This window comes from Streptomyces sp. DSM 116793 (genome assembly GCF_057320905.1).
This window is the reverse complement of record NZ_CM170494.1, coordinates 8953837-8970453: the sequence shown is the minus strand read 5'-3', so window position 1 is coordinate 8970453 and position 16617 is coordinate 8953837. Positions and strand designations below refer to the sequence as shown.

The 16617-nt window shown below is 75.1% G+C and carries 16 protein-coding genes; 13 read left to right on the top strand and 3 right to left on the bottom strand.

Annotated elements, in window-relative coordinates:
* Nucleotides 1–49 precede the first annotated feature (49 nt).
* The 11 genes from ACSMXW_RS35515 (at nt 50) to ACSMXW_RS35465 (ending at nt 10833) form a co-directional block, all read left to right on the top strand.
* Complete coding sequence (locus ACSMXW_RS35515; RefSeq protein ID WP_485802514.1) at nt 50–1360, top strand: diacylglycerol/lipid kinase family protein; 1311 nt, start codon at nt 50–52, stop codon at nt 1358–1360.
* A 184-nt stretch (nt 1361–1544) separates the two neighbouring features.
* Nucleotides 1545–1931 (top strand): ATP-binding protein, encoded by a 387-nt coding sequence (locus ACSMXW_RS35510; protein ID WP_485802513.1) that lies wholly within the window; start codon nt 1545–1547, stop codon nt 1929–1931.
* Between the two features lie 350 nt (nt 1932–2281).
* Complete coding sequence (locus tag ACSMXW_RS35505; protein WP_485802512.1) at nt 2282–4351, top strand: SpoIIE family protein phosphatase; 2070 nt, start codon at nt 2282–2284, stop codon at nt 4349–4351.
* 171 nt (nt 4352–4522) lie between these two features.
* Complete coding sequence (gene dhaK / locus ACSMXW_RS35500) at nt 4523–5515, top strand: dihydroxyacetone kinase subunit DhaK (RefSeq protein WP_485802511.1); 993 nt, start codon at nt 4523–4525, stop codon at nt 5513–5515.
* A gap of 70 nt (nt 5516–5585) precedes the next feature.
* Complete coding sequence (dhaL, locus tag ACSMXW_RS35495; RefSeq protein WP_485802510.1) at nt 5586–6212, top strand: dihydroxyacetone kinase subunit DhaL; 627 nt, start codon at nt 5586–5588, stop codon at nt 6210–6212.
* 70 nt (nt 6213–6282) lie between these two features.
* Entirely contained in the window at nt 6283–6675 is a 393-nt protein-coding gene (locus ACSMXW_RS35490; RefSeq protein WP_485808503.1) for a PTS sugar transporter subunit IIA domain-containing protein, read from the top strand.
* A gap of 432 nt (nt 6676–7107) precedes the next feature.
* Entirely contained in the window at nt 7108–7695 is a 588-nt protein-coding gene (locus ACSMXW_RS35485) for a hypothetical protein (RefSeq protein WP_485802508.1), read from the top strand.
* Nucleotides 7696–7896: 201 nt separating this feature from the next.
* Nucleotides 7897–8643 (top strand): sugar phosphate isomerase/epimerase family protein, encoded by a 747-nt coding sequence (locus tag ACSMXW_RS35480; protein ID WP_485802506.1) that lies wholly within the window; start codon nt 7897–7899, stop codon nt 8641–8643.
* Entirely contained in the window at nt 8640–9755 is a 1116-nt protein-coding gene (locus ACSMXW_RS35475) for a Gfo/Idh/MocA family protein (protein WP_485802504.1), read from the top strand. The genes ACSMXW_RS35480 and ACSMXW_RS35475 overlap by 4 nt, the downstream gene beginning before the upstream one ends.
* A 46-nt stretch (nt 9756–9801) precedes the next feature.
* Nucleotides 9802–10071 carry a hypothetical protein gene (locus ACSMXW_RS35470; RefSeq protein ID WP_485802502.1) on the top strand — a complete coding sequence of 90 codons (270 nt, stop codon included), beginning with the start codon at nt 9802–9804 and terminating at the stop codon, nt 10069–10071.
* A gap of 282 nt (nt 10072–10353) precedes the next feature.
* The gene (locus tag ACSMXW_RS35465; protein WP_485802501.1) at nt 10354–10833 is read left to right on the top strand and encodes a MarR family winged helix-turn-helix transcriptional regulator; all 480 of its coding nucleotides are present in this window, start codon (nt 10354–10356) and stop codon (nt 10831–10833) included.
* A 112-nt stretch (nt 10834–10945) separates the two neighbouring features.
* Here the strand turns inward: ACSMXW_RS35465 and ACSMXW_RS35460 are convergent, their stop codons facing one another.
* The 3 genes from ACSMXW_RS35460 to ACSMXW_RS35450 form a co-directional block, all read right to left on the bottom strand.
* Nucleotides 10946–11713, bottom strand: a complete 768-nt coding sequence (locus tag ACSMXW_RS35460) for a GNAT family N-acetyltransferase (protein WP_485802499.1) — start codon at nt 11711–11713, stop codon at nt 10946–10948.
* Complete coding sequence (locus tag ACSMXW_RS35455) at nt 11710–12630, bottom strand: NADP-dependent oxidoreductase (RefSeq protein ID WP_485802497.1); 921 nt, start codon at nt 12628–12630, stop codon at nt 11710–11712. The genes ACSMXW_RS35460 and ACSMXW_RS35455 overlap by 4 nt, the downstream gene beginning before the upstream one ends.
* A gap of 244 nt (nt 12631–12874) precedes the next feature.
* Nucleotides 12875–13279, bottom strand: a complete 405-nt coding sequence (locus tag ACSMXW_RS35450) for a VOC family protein (RefSeq protein ID WP_485802495.1) — start codon at nt 13277–13279, stop codon at nt 12875–12877.
* A 308-nt stretch (nt 13280–13587) separates the two neighbouring features.
* Here ACSMXW_RS35450 and ACSMXW_RS35445 point away from each other — a divergent pair, with 308 nt between their 5' ends.
* Both ACSMXW_RS35445 and ACSMXW_RS35440 read left to right on the top strand, forming a co-directional pair.
* Complete coding sequence (locus tag ACSMXW_RS35445) at nt 13588–14502, top strand: polysaccharide deacetylase family protein (protein ID WP_485802494.1); 915 nt, start codon at nt 13588–13590, stop codon at nt 14500–14502.
* A gap of 530 nt (nt 14503–15032) precedes the next feature.
* A complete protein-coding gene (locus ACSMXW_RS35440) occupies nt 15033–16394 on the top strand; it encodes an ROK family transcriptional regulator (RefSeq protein ID WP_485802493.1) in 1362 nt (453 codons plus the stop codon).
* Nucleotides 16395–16617: the final 223 nt, after the last annotated feature.

Below are 16617 nucleotides of genomic sequence, written 5' to 3'. Positions count from 1 at the left end.
CGTGCAGGCAGTGCACCGGGCGACGGCTAAGGCACAGGGGGGCGGGCGCATGCAGTGGACACCCCGGCTGCCGGGGCGTACGGCCCGCAGGGCCGCGCTCCGCGCGGTGAGCTCCCTGGGCATCGCCGCCGTGGCCACCCGCGCGCTGGCCCCCGCCGGCTCCCGCAGGCCGCTGCGCGGCGCCACCGGGCAGGCGGCCTGTGCGGCCGCGCTGACCCTCGGCGCCCTGCTGGAGGCGCCCCGGTTCGGGCTGTTCGTGGGCCCGTTGACCGGTGCCCTGGCCGCCGCGCGGATCCGGGCCGGCGGGCACCGCAGGGGCGAGGTGGCGGCCGGCGTCGCCATAGGGGCGGGCGCGGCGGTGCTCACCTGCCGCTGGTGGCCGGTCAAGCCCGAGGCGGCCGCCGCGGCCGCACCGCCCCGCAGTCCGGCCCCCGCGCTCAAGGACGGCGAGGGGCTGCGCCTGGTGGTCAACCCCTCCTCGGGCATCTCCTTCGGCCAGGAGCCCGGCGGCATCGCCGACCAGCTCCGCGCCCTGCTGCCGGCCGCCGAGATCACCGTCCTCGACCAGGGTGACGACCTCGCCGCGGTGCTGGACGCCGCGGCGGCCCGCGCCGCCGGGGGCGGCGGCGCCCTCGGCGTCTGCGGCGGCGACGGCACCGTGAACGCCGCCGCCGGGGCCTGTGTGCGCCACGGTGTGCCGCTCGCGGTCTTCCCCGGTGGCACCTTCAACCACTTCGCGCTCGACCTGGGCAACCAGTCCCTCGCGGACGTGGCGCGGGCCGTCCGCGACGGGGACGCGGTGGTCGCGGATGTCGGCCGTGCCGCGGCACCGGGCGGCACGGACCAGCTCTTCGTCAACACCTTCAGCCTGGGCGTCTATTCAGAGCTGGTGCAGGCCAGGGAGCGCCTGGAGGAGCGCATCGGCAAATGGCCCGCGGTGGTGGCCGGCCTCGCCACGGTGCTGGCCACCGGGAGCCCGGTGCGCGTCGCCGTGGGCGGCCGGCCGCGCCGGCTGTGGCTGCTCTTCGTCGGCAACGGCATATACCACCCGGCCGGCTTCGCCCCCACCTACCGCACCCAGCTCGACGACGGCCTGCTCGACATCCGCGCGGTCGACGGCGGCACCCCGTTCGCCAGGACCAGGCTGCTGCTCGCGGTGCTCACCGGCACCCTGCACAGCACGCGGGTGCTGACCACCGCGCAGGTGCGCCGGGTCCGCCTGGAGGTACTGGAGGGCGACCCGCGGTTCGCCTACGACGGCGAGGTCACCCGCGCCTCGGACACCCATCTCGTGCTCGACAAGCTGCCGCGCGCCGTGACCGTCTACCGGCCCGCGGACCAGGACCGGTGGCTGCGCTGACAGCGCGGGGAGACGGCGCCCGGCCGGCGGGTACGGAGCCGGTCCCCGCGGGGGCCGGAGCGGAGCCGGCCCGCCGGCTACCCGGGGAGCCGGGGAACATTCCGGCGTGCGCCGCGGCATTTCGGGCAGGCGCAGCACTGAAGCGAATTCCCTGACGGGGTGAACGGATGTGATGGAAGCAGAGATGCGGGCAGGCGAGGGGCCCGGGCCGCCCGGCGAGCGGGGCCTGCGCCCGGCCACCATCGCCCAGGCACGCGACCTGGCCAGGCGACGGCTGAGGGGGTTCGACACCCGCTTGGTGGACGACTGCCTCCTGGTGGTCTCCGAACTGGTCACCAACGCGATCCGGCACGGCGGGGGGCTGGTGCGCTGCGACGTGACGGCCCGGCCGGGGCGGATCACCGTCAGTGTGCAGGACCGCAGCAGTGCGTTGCCGACCACCGCCCCGCCCACCGGGCACTGGCTGCCCGGCGGCTATGGGTGGCCGATGGTGTGCCGCCTGGCCAAGAAGGTCACCATCAGCCTGCTGGAGGGCGGCGGCAAGGCGATCCATGTGAACCTCGCCTGCTGACCGCCGCGGCCCCGGCGCATCGCCCGCCGGCCGCCGTGCTCCAGCGGGCCGCCGCCGACGGGCGCCTCAGCGCCCCCACGGGCGCGGGAACAGCGGGGTGCCTCCCACGCCTTTCCGGCAGTGGGTGCCTCCCACGCCTTTCCGGCAGTGGAAGACAGCCATGAGGAGACCGCCGGATCGCCACCGGCCGAGGAGGGCGGCCTCACCGTCTCCGCACCGCCGACCGGCACGACGGCCGCCCCTGAATGGCGGCCGTCCGATATCCGCGCTGGTCGGAGCCGTCTCGGCGCCGCATCCCCGACTTCCCGGAATTTCTGTGCATAACGGCCGGGGCAGAGCAGAATGGACACATGGCCGATTGGTCAGCACGCTCCTCTCCACAGAAGCCCGAGCCCCGGCGTCAGGTCCCGATCCTGGCGCTGAACCGCCTCGGCAGCTTTCACTGGGACCTGGACCGGCGCCGGCTGGACATGGACGCCACGGGCCTCGCCGTCTTCGGCCTCGGCGAGGAGGAGTACGACGGGCACCCGTCCACCCTCGCCGACCGTCTCCCGCCCGCCGACGCGCGCCGCGTCCGGGAGACGGTCAGCACGGCGTTCCGCAGCGGCGCCGAGACCTACGGCACCTACTTCCGGGTGCGCCGGCCCGCCCAGGGACCGCGCTGGGCGCACACGCACGGTTTCATCCACAGGGACGCGCAGGGCCGCGCCCGGTGGGTGCACGGCATCGTCCGGGACGCCACGGACGAACTCGGCGAGCCGGGCCGCCCGGAGGCGAGGCCCCGCCGGCACGGCGAGCAGCCGCTGGGCGGCATCGTGCAGGACGCCACCGCGGCGCTGGCCCGCGCCCGCACGGTACGCGACGTGATCCAGGTCCTCGAGGAGGCCTACGACGTCGAGCGGCTGGGCTCGGCCAGCATGGTGCTGGGGCTGCTCGACGGCGGGCGGGTGCGCATCGTCGCGGCCCAGCCGGCCAGCCGGCTGATGCCCGACACCGAGGTGACCCGGCTGGACGAGCCGTACCCCACCGATGACGCGGTGCGCACGCTCGGCCCGGTCTTCATCGAGTCGCCGGAGGAGTTCAAGCGGGCCTACCCGGAGCTGTGGGAGAGCTTCAGCGTCCACGGCCTGACCGCCGCCGCCTACCTCCCCCTGGTCGCCCAGGGGCGCCCCATCGGCGTCTTCGGGCTGCACTACCACGACAAGTACGCGTTCTCCCACGAGGAGCGGAACCTGCTCATCGCGCTGGCCGGCAACATCGCCCAGGGCCTGCAGCGTGCGATGTTCTTCGACCAGGCCAAGGACCTCGCCCAGAGCCTCCAGGAGGCGATGCTGCCGCACAGCATCCCCGCGGTGCCCGGCGCGGACGTCGTCGTCCGCTACCGCTCGGCCTCGCTCGCGCGGGAGATCGGCGGCGACTGGTACGACCTGATCCCGCTGCCGCAGGGCCGCTACGGTGCCGTCATCGGGGACGTGCAGGGCCATGACACCCAGGCGGCCGCCGTGATGGGCCAGCTCCGCATCGTGCTGCGCGCCTACGCCGCCGAGGGGCACACACCGGCCACGGTGATGGCGCGCGCCTCCGTCTTCCTCCACGAACTGGACACCGACCGCTTCGCGACCTGCGTCTACGCGGAGGCGGACCTGACGACCGGGCTGATCCAGCTGGTGCGGGCCGGGCACCTGGCGCCGCTGCTGCGCGAGGAGGACGGCACCTGCCGGCCGGTCGACGTGGCGGGCGGACTTCCGCTCGGCCACTCCGAGGAGTTCGGCAGGCCCGAGTACGAGGTGACGATGCTGGAGCTGGCGCCCGGCCAGACGCTGCTGCTCTTCACCGACGGCCTGGTGGAGCGGCCGGGCGCCGACGTGGAGGACGCCCTGTCCGTCCTCGCCGATCAGGTCGCCGCCGGCCCGCGGGAGCTGGACCGGCTGGCGGACCGGCTGACGTCCGTCGCCGACGAGCGGGAGGGCGAGGACGACATCGCGCTGCTCCTGCTGCGCCGGCACGCGCCGGGCAGTGACCACCTCGCGGCGCGGCTGCGCCGCGAGGTGGTCAGGGACGACCCCGACGCGCTGATCGCGGCCCGCCAGATGATCCGGGACGCCGGGCGCAGCATGGGCATCGACGAGCGCGGCGACGAGGTGGAACTGGTCGCGGACGAGCTGATCACGAACGTGCTCGTGCACACCGAGAGCTCGGCCACGGTGACCGTGCGGATGCAGGACGGCGACGAGCGGCGGCTGCGGGTGGAGGTGGAGGACTCCTCCAGCGCGCTGCCCCGCCGCCGGGAGGCGGGCGAGTCGGGCGTGTCGGGACGGGGACTGCTGCTGGTGGACCAGCTGGCGGACGGATGGGGGGTGGAGCCGCGGGGCGAGGGCAAGTGCGTCTGGTCGGAGTTCACGGTGCCGGACGGCGGGTGAGGCCCCGTCAGACACCGCCGAGGATGAGGCGGGTGCGGCCGTGACGCGTGACAGCGAATTCTTGATACTGATGATATTGCTCTTGAACGACCGGGCCGTCGGCCCGGCGCCGCCGGCGAACACCGCCGGTGTGCCGCGCTCCGCCCGACCGGGTGCACCTTGGAGGTACCGATGAAGATGCTGATCAATGTGGCGGAGACGGTGGTCGCCGACGGCCTGCGGGGCCTTGCGGCCGCCCACCCCGAGCTGGCGGTCGACGTGGACAACCGCGTGGTGGTCCGGCGGGACGCACCGGTCGAGGGCCGGGTGGGCCTGGTGTCCGGCGGCGGCTCGGGGCACGAGCCGATGCACGCCGGGTTCGTGGGCCCGGGCATGCTGTCGGCGGCCTGCCCCGGCGAGGTGTTCACCTCCCCTGTGCCGGACCAGATGGTGCGGGCCGCGGCCGCGGTGGACAGCGGCGCGGGCGTGCTGTTCATCGTGAAGAACTACACGGGCGACGTGCTCAACTTCGACATGGCCGCGGAGCTGGCCGAGGACGAGGGCATCCAGATCGCGAAGGTGCTCGTCAACGACGACGTGGCGGTCACGGACAGCCTCTACACCGCGGGGCGGCGCGGCACCGGCGGGACGCTGTTCGTGGAGAAGCTGGCGGGGGCGGCGGCCGAGGAGGGCCAGCCTCTGGAGCGGGTGCAGTCGATCGCCCGTCAGGTCAACGAGAACTCCCGCAGCTTCGGCGTCGCCCTGAGCGCCGTCACCACCCCGGCGAAGGGCAGCCCGACCTTCGACCTGCCCGCGGGTGAGCTGGAGCTGGGCATCGGCATCCACGGCGAGCCGGGGCGTGAGCGGCGCGCCATGATGACCTCCGGCGAGATCGCGGACTTCTCCGTCGACGCGATCCTGGAGGACCTGCAGCCGAGCAACCCGGTGCTGGTGCTGGTCAACGGCATGGGCGCCACTCCGCTGCTGGAGCTGTACGGGTTCAACGCAGAGGTGCAGCGGGTGCTGTCGGAGCGGCGGGTGGCGGTGGCCCGCACCCTCGTCGGCAACTATGTGACGTCGCTGGACATGGCCGGCGCCTCGGTGACCCTGTGCCAGGTGGACGAGGAACTGCTGCGGCTGTGGGACGCGCCGGTGAGCACGCCGGGGCTGCGCTGGGGCATGTGAGGGCCGCCGCGCCGGCCACGCCACCGTCCGGTGTGCCACCCCGCCCGAACCGACCTCGCAAGGAGATCCCGTGCTCGACGCAGAATTCTTCCGCCGCTGGATGACGCTGGCCGCCTCGTGGGTGGAGCGCGACGCCGACCGGCTCACCGCCCTCGACTCCCCCATCGGCGACGCGGACCACGGCAGCAACCTGCTCCGTGGTTTCACCGCGGTCATAGCGACGCTGGAGGAACAGCATCCTCCGACGCCCGGCGGTGTGCTCGCGCTGGCCGGGCGGCGACTGGTCTCCACGGTGGGCGGCGCCTCGGGGCCGCTGTACGGCACTCTGCTGCGGCGCACCGGCAAGGCGCTCGGCGACGCGCCCACGGTCGACCGCGACCAGCTCGCCGAGGCGCTGGGCGCCGGTGTGGACGCGGTGGCGGGTCTGGGCGGCGCCACGCCGGGCGACAAGACCATGCTGGACGCGCTGGTGCCGGCCGCCGGGGCGCTGCACACCTCGTTCGCGGCGGCCCGGGAGGCCGCCGAGCAGGGCGCGCTGGCGACGACGCCCATGCTGGCCCGCAAGGGCCGGGCCAGCTATGTGGGCGAGCGCAGCATCGGGCACCAGGACCCCGGGGCGACGTCCTCCGCGCTGCTGGTGGCCGCGCTCGCCGAGACGGCCCGGACGTCGGGCGAGGAGGACACCTCCGGTGAGTGAGGCGAACGACGCGACGGACGAGCGTCGGCCGGGCGGCAGACGGCGGCCCGCGGGCGACGGCGCCGGGCAGGTGGGCATCGTGCTGGTGTCGCACAGCGACGCGGTGGCCTCGGCCGTCGCCGAGATGGCGGCGGGCCTCGCCGGCGGCGGCGCCACGGCGCCGGTGGCCCCCGCGGGCGGCACGGAGGGCGGCGGCATGGGCACCAGCGCGGAGCTGATCGTGGCCGCGGCGGCCCGGGTCGACCAGGGCGCGGGCGTGGCCGTACTGGCGGACCTGGGCAGCGCGGTCCTCACCGTGAAGGCGCTGCTGGCGGAGGGCGAGGAACTGCCGGAGAACACCCGGCTGGTGGACGCGCCCTTCGTGGAGGGCGCGGTCGCGGCCGTCGTGACCGCGTCCGCGGGCGCGCCCCTGGACGCGGTCGCCGCGGCGGCCACGGAGGCGTACGACTACCGCAAGGTCTGAGCGGGCGTTCCGAAGGAGCGCCACCCTTCCGCTCTCTCCCCTCTCTCCCCCGGCCACCGGCCGGAGGCGGCGCGCCCGGAAGCCGGCCACCGCTGGCAAGGGCGCGCCCCGGGGAGGGGCTCCAGGGAACTGCGCCCAGCCCCTGCCGGCCGTCCCCCACCGCCGCAAGGGCACGGGGAGGGAAGCCCCCCGGGCGAAGAGACCGCGAGAGGCTGGGCCGGTGGCCCGCCGCAGGCACATTGTGGTCGCTCGCGCCCCTACCCGGGCGCTTCGCGCAACCGGTGGTACGCCGTCCGAGGCCACCGTCACCCCCACGGTGGCGGTCCGCATGCGCGTCGCGCGCGGGGCGCGTTGGCTCGACGTAGGCGCACGGTTCTCCCGACCTCGGCGGCGCATGGGCTACCGCCGACCGTGCAGCCGGAGGGCAATCCTATGCGTACTACTCAGATAGTCGTCCGATCCGGCCTGGCCGCGGCCGCTCTCGCCCTGCCGCTCACCCTGGCCGCGGAGACGGCGTCCGCGGTGGGGGTCAACGTCTCCGCCACGGGCTCCACCGTGCGGGTCGCCACCTCGGCCTGCCCGCGCGGCGGGAACGCCTCGCTGCTCTCCAGCGGCCAGGCCATCTTCGCCCAGGGCAGGCAGGCCACCCTGAGCACCGGGACCAGCCAGAGCGCGTCCTGGTCGAACGTCGCGTCCGGGTCGCACACGGTGATCGTGATGTGCAGCGACGGCACCACCGCGGGCACCGGCACGGTACACGTCGCCGCCGGTGCCACCACGTCCCCGGCCACCATCTCTCCCCCGCCCACCACCCGGCCGCCCACCACGGCGCCGCCGACCACGGTCGTGCCCACTGTCACCGCCACGGCCTCGCCGCCGCTCGGCGTGCAGGGCGGTGTGGGCGGCGGGTCCACGGACTACAGCACGCTCACGCTCGCCGTGGGCAGCACCCTGGTGGCCGCCGCGGTCGGCGGCGGGGCCTGGTACATGCGTCGCCGCCGCACGCAGAGGCGGGCCTGAACCGCCGGGACCGCCGCCCGTCCACCCGCTGTCGTCCGCCCGCACCCGCTCGGGCGGACGACGGCCGTGTGCGCCGGGGCGCGGTCACGCGCGCTCGGGCGCCCCCCGTGTGCCCGGAAACGCCCGGCATGGCTGGAATCGGGTCATTGGCAGAGCAGAGGTCGCGCATTACCGTCCCCCAGGACAGACAGGAGGGGGTTCATGCGACCGCTCAGCGTTCAGCTCTACTCCGTGCGGACCGAGCTCGCCGCCGACCACGACGGCACGCTGGCCCGCCTCGCCGGAATGGGCTTCGGCGCGGTGGAGCCGTTCGACGTACTCACCGACCCGCGAGGACTGCGCAGCCGGCTGGACGACCTCGGACTCGCCGTCTCCGGCGTGCACGTCCGCCCGCTGGTCGACCCGGGACACGACCCCGACCGCATCCTGGACGCCGTCGCCCTGCTCGGCGCCACCGACGCCATCGTCCCCGCGGGCATCCCCCGCGAGGACTTCACCGACCGCGACGGCCTGGCACGCGCCGCCGCCCTGCTCAACCGGCTGTCCGCCCGGGCCGCCGAGCGTGGCATCCGCCTCGGTTACCACAACCACTGGTGGGAGATCGAACCCAAGTTCGGCGAGCAGCACGCCATCGAAGTGCTGGCCGGCCTGCTGGACCCCGCCGTCTTCCTGGAGATCGACACCTACTGGGCCGCGGTGGGCGGCGCGGACGTGCCGGCCCTGCTGCGGCGGCTCGGTGAGCGGGTACGGGCCCTGCACGTCAAGGACGGCCCGGGCACCAAGGGGGATCCGAACGTGGCGGTGGGCGCCGGCGTCCTGCCGGTGCCCGAGATCCTCGCGGCCGCGCCGGACGCCTGGCGCATCGTCGAGTTCGACTCCTGCGCGGGCGACCTGTTCGCCGAACTGGCCGCCAGCCAGACCTATGTATCCGCCCTGGAGGCCGTATGAGCACGGGACCCGTCGGTGTCGCCATCGTCGGCGCGGGCGTCATCAGCAAGCAGTACCTGAGCACCCTGAGCGGCTTCCCCGACGTGCGGCTGCTGGCCGTCGCGGACCTGGACCCGTCGCGGGCCCTGGCGGCGGCCCGCGCCTATGACGTGCCCGTCTCGGGCGACCTGGCCACGGCGCTCGCGGTGCCCGAGGTCGAACTGGTCGTCAACCTGACGGTCCCGGCCGCACACGGCCAGGTGGCGACGGCGGCGCTCAGGGCGGGCAAGCACGTGTACGGGGAGAAGCCGATCACGCTCACCCCGAATGAGGCGGAGAAGCTGCTCGCCGAGGCGTCCGAGCGCGGCCTGCTGGTCGGCAACGCCCCGGACACGTTCCTCGGCGCTGGCCTGCAGTCCGCCCTCCGCGCGGTGCAGGCGGGCCACATAGGCACCCCCGTCGCCGCGTCCACGGTGGTCCAGAGCCTCGGCCCGGAGTCCTGGCACCCGGACCCCGCCTTCCTGTACCAGCAGGGTGCCGGACCGCTCTTCGACCTCGGCCCGTACTACCTGACGGCGCTGGTCGCGCTGTTCGGCGGGGTGACCAGGGTGGGGGCGACCGCGACCAGGGCCCGCCTGGAGCGCACGGTCGGCTCGGGGCCGAAGGCGGGGCAGACCTTCCCGGTGACGGTGCCCACGCACGTCTGCGCGCTGCTGGAGTTCGCCTCGGGGGCGACCTCCAACTCGACGTTCAGCTTCGACTCGGCCGTGCGCCGCATCCAGTTCGAGATCACCGGCACCGAGGGCACGCTCTCCGTGCCGGACCCCAACACGTTCGGCGGCCCGCTGCGGGTGCGTCCGAACGGCGCGGGCGACTGGACCGAGCTGCCGGTGACCGGGCGGACCGACGGGCGGGGGCTCGGGGTGCTCGACATGGCGCGGGCGATCCGCGGCACCGGGCAGCACCGGGCGTCCGGGACGCTTGCCCTGCACGTGCTGCAGACCATGACGGCGGTGGACGAGTCGGCGGCCCGGGGGGAGTTCACCACCCCGGCGGGCCGGATCGTGCCACCCGCCCCACTGCCCGCGGACTGGGACCCGACGGCCGCGACACTGGCGAAGGGAGCCCCCTGACCGGTGCGGTGGGCGGCGGGTCGTACCGGGACATACCCTCGGGATCATGACCGCCACGCCACGCCGCCACACCGTGGCCCTCAAACCCCGGCTCGCCGACGCCGAGGGCCATCCGGACCACGGCAACAGCCTGCGGACCGTGGTCGTGGAGGCGACCGGCGACCTGGGGGTGTCCGGCTTCCCGCGGTACGTCGGACCCGGCGTGCAGGTGGAGATCGACCCGCGCACCAGGACCGTCGAGAGGATCACGGTCGACGGCGACGAACTGCCCTACGGATGGATGGCCGAGGTGGTGGGCGAACCGGCGGACCGCTGAGGGCCGGGGCCCTTTCGTGCGCCGCGGGTCCAGAGGCCATCCGTGCGACGCGGGTCCGGGGACCCGCCTGTCGCACCCGGGCGGCCGTCGCACACCTTGGGACCCTCCCGCACCGGGGCGGCCGTGTCGCCACGCCGGGATGCCACGTCGTGACGGCCGGTCGCCGCAGCCGGCCCCGTGGTGCGGCCGCTCCGCGGCAGGGGTGACCAACCCGGGAAGAAGTTGTACTATGCAACTAGAGTGGGTGCGGGATGCACCGGGGCGCCGGTGGAGGGAGCGGTCATGACGTCAGGGGAGCGGGCCGAGGCGGAGGCCGCCGTCGAGACCATCCACCGGGAGCTGACGGCCTTCGCCCGGCGGGCCAGGGCCACGGCGGGGCGGATGCATCCGCAGCTCTCCTTCGTCGCGTACACCCTGCTGAGTCACCTGGAGGAGCGGGGCGGCTGCCGGGCCACCGACCTGGCCGCCCACTACGCCCTGGACAAGTCGACCGTCAGCAGGCAGGTGGCCGCGCTGGAGCGGGCCGGCCTGGTCCGGCGCGAGGTGGACCCGAGCGACCACCGCGGCCAGGTGCTCGGCCTCACCGAGGCCGGCAGGGCCGTCCTCACCGAGGTCACCGAGAGCCGCCGGGCCGCCTTCGACGCACGGCTGGCCGGCTGGCCGGATGCCGACCTCGTCCGCTTCGCGGCCTACCTGGAGCGGTACAACGCCCAGGGGCCACACCCTAAGACCCAGGAGAGCGGGGCCGCCGGGGAGCGGTGAGCCCGGTCGGTCGCCGCCGCATTCCATCGCCCGCCGCCGGACCGGCCGGCATCCCGCCCCCGCCGCGGGCGATGGGAACGGGATGCCGGCAGGCAGGCGGGATGCGGGCCGCTCAGACCGCTTCCGCGGTGCGCAGGCCGGGTACCGCCTCGGGGGCCAGGGCGTTGAGGAACATGGTGGTGCGGCGCCGCCGGAAGCCGAGGGACTCGTAGAGCCGGATGGCCGTGGTGTTGTGGGCGGCCGTGTGCAGGAACGGGGTCTCGCCCCGCGCCCCGATGCCCGCGGCCACCGCCCGGATCAGCCGGGTCGCCAGGCCCTGGCCGCGGTACTCCCGGTCGGTGCAGACCGCACTGACCTCCGTCCAGCCGGGCGGGCGCAGCCGCTCCCCCGCCATGGCGATCAGCCGTCCCTGCCTGCGGATGCCCAGGTAGGTGCCGAGCTCGATGGTGCGCGGCAGGAACGGGCCCGGCTCGGCGCGCGCCACCAGGTCCAGCATCTCCGGTACGTCGGCGGCCGTCAGCCGTACCGCCTCCGCGTCATGGGCCGCGTCGACGGCGTCGCCCACGAACTGGACACCGGGCACCCGGCTGGTCACCCGCCAGCCGGGCGGCGGTTCCGCCCGCACCCCGAGCAGCGGCACCTCGCTGCCCGGTCCCGCGAGCGCGGCGAGGTCGGCCCAGTCGCCGGGGCCCAGGTCGTCCGGCAGGGCGAGCCAGGGCGACACGTCCACCCGGTAGCGCAGCACCCGCCCTCTGCGCTCGGCGAGGTGGGCGTGCGCGCCGGTCAGCGCGCCGCGGGCCGGGTTGTCCAGCGGGTGCGGGGGGTGTCCGGCGGGGCGCGGGATGCGGTCGGCCGGGTGCGGGGCGGGCTCGGCGGTCACGCGCCCACCTCGATGACGACCTTGCCGCGGGCGTGCCCCTCCTCCACGGTGCGCAGCGCCTCGCCGGCCCGCTCCAGCGGGAAGGTGGCCGTGACATGGGTGCGCAGCGCGCCCTCGACCGCGAGCCCGGCCACCGCGTCCAGCACGGCGGAGGTGCGGGCGCGCGCCACCGGGGAGCCGCCGAGCCGGCCCACTCCCTCCCGGTCCCCCGCGCTGATCAGTTTCGTACGGTCGTCGAGCAGGCTTGCCGCCTCCTCCAGCACCTCGCCGCCGACCAGGTCGAAGACGGCGTCGACGCCGTCGGGGGCGACGGCCCGCAGCCGGTCGGCGAGGCCGGGTCCGGAGGGCACGTGCACGGCGCCGAGCGAGGTCACGAAGTCCTTCTTGCCGTCACCCGCGACCCCGACGACCCGCACGCCCTCCGCGCGGGCGATCTGCACGGCCGCGACGCCCACGCCGCCTCCGGCGCCGGTGACGAGGAGGGTGGCGCCGGCGGGCAGGCCCAGCTGGCGCACGCCGTCGTAGGCGGTGGCGGCGGCCACCGGCAGCGTCGCGGCGTCGACGAAGGAGAGTGCCTCCGGCTTGTGCGCGGCGATGCCCACCGGGAGGAGGGTCTGCTCCGCGTACCCGCCGGCGTCGGTGCTGCCGAACACCGCGTCGCCGACGGCGAAGCCCTCGACCCCGGGCCCGACCCGCTCGACGATCCCGGCGGCCTCGCTGCCGAACACGACGGGCAGCTCGGCCGGCGGCGCGCCGGGCCGGGCGTAGCCGTTGCGCAGCTTCCAGTCGACGGGGTTGACGCCGGCCGCGCGCACCGCGATGAGCAGTTGCCCGGGCCCGGGCTCCGGTGCCGGCCGGTCGATGAAGGCCTCCACCTCCGGGCCCCCGAACTCGGTGTACACATACGCCTTGCCCATGCGCTCTCTCCTTCTCCGCACCCTGACGGCGGTGCACCGGTCCGCGACCCGGCGCCAGCACCTGCAAGGTCCGGGCGGTGCTCCGCTATTCCCGGGCCGTGGAAGTGTTCATACCGTCGTCACACCCGCCGGACGACGACCGCCCCGTCGTGCCGGACGGCGGGGCGGTCCGATCGTGGTGCGCGGCCCTCGCGGGGCGGTGGCGGGCTGCATGCGATGCGGCCCGCCCCGCGCACCGGTGGGGCTACGGTCGGCGGTCAGGTGCGGGGTGGCTGCCGTAGGGCCTGGTGATGATCTCCATGCCGTGGCCGGCGGGGTCCATGAAGTACAGGCCGCGCCCGCCGTGGTGGTGGTTGATCTCCCCCGGCTGCTTGCGGCGCGGATCGGCGTAGTACGTGATGCCGCGCTCCCGGAGCCGCTTGAAGGCCGCGTCGAACTCGTCGTCGGAGACGAGGAACGCGTAGTGCTGCAGGGTGATGGCGTCCGGCGGGATGCTGGCGAAGTCAAGGGTGACGCCGTTGGCGGTGGCGACGGGGACGAACGGGCCCCACTCGGGGCCGACCTCCAGGCCCAGGATCGACGCGAGGAATTCCGCGGACTCCCGGTTGTCCCGGGCGTGAACGATGGTGTGGTTCAACTCGACTGGCACTGTGGAATGCCTCCGTAAGGCAATCTCACGGGCACCTCCATGCCTCACCCGGCCGGTGACCGACACGCGATGCCGTACCCGAGATCCTAGGACCCGCCGCCGGACGGGTCGAGACGGATACGGCCAACCCGGTCCCGCGTGGGGCCTGCCCGCGCGCCTCTCCTCCAGGGCTCTCGCGGCGCGCTCACCCACGCCTCCTCAGCCAGGCAGCTGATCCGATCGTATGAAGAACTCGGTGCGCCATGGCCCCTCCGCGTGACATCAGGAGCGTTCCATGACATTGAGGAGAAATGGGATCAGATAATCATATGAATACGCGCCGATGGTTCCTGGTCAGCGCTCTCGGAGTGGGGGCTGCGGCCGCGACCGGCTCGGCCGTCATGCTGACCGGCTCCTCGGACCACCCCGCTTCGGGCGCACACAAGGCCGCCTCCGGCACCGCGTCGGCCACCCCGAAGGCCACGCCCCGCAGGCGGCCGGCCAAGGCCGCATCGGCACGGCCGCGCCGCCCGTCGAGCGCCCCGCGCCCCGGTCCCGTGCCCGTCGGGGCGGCCCGGCGGCAGGTCTACCGGCTGCGCCCGATCGCCGGTGACTCCGCGCTGGGCGCCCCGGCCTTCCACCCGCAGGTGCGCACCCACGCGGAGCTGACGCTGCCCGGCAAGGCCCGCGCCGTCGCCCTGACCTTCGACGACGGCCCCGACCCGGACTTCACTCCGAAGGTGCTCGCGGTACTGCGCACCTACCGGGTGCAGGCGACGTTCTTCGTCGTCGGCGAGAACGCCGCGGCCTTCCCCCGGCTGCTGCACGACATCGCCGCGGGTGGTCACGTGGTCGCCAACCACAGTTACACGCACCCGCTGCTGACCGAGCTCTCGCCCGGCAAGGTCAGGGACGAGCTGGGCAGGACCAGCGACGTCATCGAGCGGGTGCTCGACGCGCCGCCGCGCTGGTGCCGGGCGCCCTACGGCGAGTGGGACGCGCGGTCCCTCCGGGTCTGCGCCAGGCTCGGCATGGAGCCGCTCGGCTGGTCCATCGACACCAACGACTGGGCACGTCCCGGCATCGCCAGCATCGAACGGGCCGTCACCCGCGCCATCGAGCCGGGCAGCATCATCCTCCAGCACGACGGCGGCGGCGACCGGTCCCAGACCGTACGGGCGGTCTCCGAGTACCTGCCCCGGCTGCTCGACAGGGGCTACGAGTTCGTCAGACCGCATGTGTGAGGCCGGAAACGGTGGTCAGCCGCGGTGCATGAGTGCCCCGGTCCGGTGTCCGTGACGGGTGCCCCGGTCCGGTGTCCGTGACGGGTGTCCCCCGGCCCGGAGGACCGCCGCGGGTGCCCGGGCTCGGTGTCCGCGGCGGCGGTCCGCGGCTGTCCATGATGCGGGCGGCCCTTTACCGGTCCGCGCCGCTCCGGATACGTTGCGCCCCATGCAGCGCTCCGCACTCCTCACGACGCGCGGTCACGTCGACCTGAAGCGCGTGTGCTCCGCTGTGTGTCGTAGTTCCTGAGGGTACGGCGGCCACGCCCCCGTACCGCATCGCGCCCCGCGCACCGCATCGCGCCCCCGCGCACCGCAGCCTGCCCCGCCTCCCGGGGCGGCACCGCACCGGCGACCGTGCCCGACGGCACAGCCGCGCCCACGGCCCGCCGGCCGCGGCGGTGCGGGGGATGCCGTCCCGGACGCGCCCGTCCCGGCCCACCGGGGCGCACGGGCGCCGCCGCCCGCAGCCGCACCTCAGGAAGGCCCCCGTGACCGGATCCCGGGCATCCGCAGACGCCCGCCCCGCACTCCGCCGCTCCGAACTGCCCGCGCGCACGGCCCGCCGCCCGCCGGGCACGCATGCGGTGCTGGGGGCGATACTCGACCACGGCCCGGTGGCGCGCAGCACCGTCGCCCGGCTGACGGGCCTCTCGCCGGCCTCCGTGACGGGGCACTGCGGGCACCTGCTGGAGCGTGGGCTGATCCGGGAGGGCACCCGGGCGACCGGTCCCCACGGGCTCGGCAGGCCGCACATCCCGCTGGAGATAGACACCCGGCGCCATCTGGTGGCCGGCGCCCATGTCGCCGTCCGGCACACGACGCTGTCGCTGATGGACCTGCGGGGCCGGATCGTGGCCGAGGACCGCGAGCCGCACCGGGACACGGAACCCGGTGCCGTGCTGCACCGGCTGGCCGCGCGGCTGCCCCGGCTGGTGGCCGCCCACGCCGCCGGCCGGACCGTGCTCGCCCTCGGGGTGGCCACCGGGCACCGGGTGGACCCGGCGGCCGGCGTGATCGTGGACCACCCGCAGCTCGGCTGGCGCGACGTGCCGGCGCGCGAGGTGCTGCACACCGCGACCGGCCTGCCGGTGCACGTGGACAGCCACGCCCGCGCGCTGGCCCGTGCCGAGCAGCTCATCGGCGAGCCGTCGACCCGTCAGAGCGCGGTGCTGCTCTTCGTGGGCACGGTGGTCGACGCCGCCTTCGCCACCGGCGGCAGTGTCCACCTCGGCCCGCGCTCCGGGGCGGGCGGCGTGGCGCACCTTCCCATCGGCGCTCCCCCGGCCCCGGCGGACTCCGACGCGCGGGCGCACTCCGGGGCGCCGACTCACTCCGGGGCGCCGACTCGCTCCGGGGCGTCGGCCGCCTCCGGAGCGGGCCTGGCGTGTTCCTGCGGGTCGGCGGAGTGCTTCCAGGCACAGGTGTCGGAACCCGTGATGGTGGCGCGCGCGGCCCGCCGCGGGCTGTCCGTGCCCGCCTTTCCCGACCTGCTCGCCCTGGCCCTGGACGGCGAGCCACGGGCACGTGCGCTCTTCAGGGACCGGGCGCGCCGGGTCGGCCGTGCGGCGGCGCTGCTGCTGGACGTGTTCGACCCCGCGGTGCTGGTGGTCGTGGAGCCGGGCACGGGCCGGCTGCCGGAGTGCATGGCGGAGCTGCGCGCCGAGGTGGCGGAGCGCTCCCGGCTGTGCGACGAACCCGAGCGTGCCGTCGTGCCGAGCAGCTTCACCGGTTCCGTGCTGGCGGTGGCGGGCGCGTCGGTGGCACTGGGCGCGCTGTACGCCGACCCGCTCGGCCCGTGGCCGACCCTGCGCCCCGCGGCAGCCGGTCGGCCCGACGCGGAATCGACTTAATTCAGGGATGCGCATTGTTGACCGACCGTCGCCGTGCACAGGAAAATGGATTCATGAGCACCCCGCAGCGGATTCTCCCGTACACGCCCCAGACGGCGCTGCACGGCCCCTTGGCTGCGCCTGCGCGGATGTGCGTCCGCCATTTCTGTTGTCGTCCCGGACAGGCGATCTGACGCCCCGTCGGGCTCTCCCCGGCCGCTGAGGCGAACGGTGTCCGCCGTGC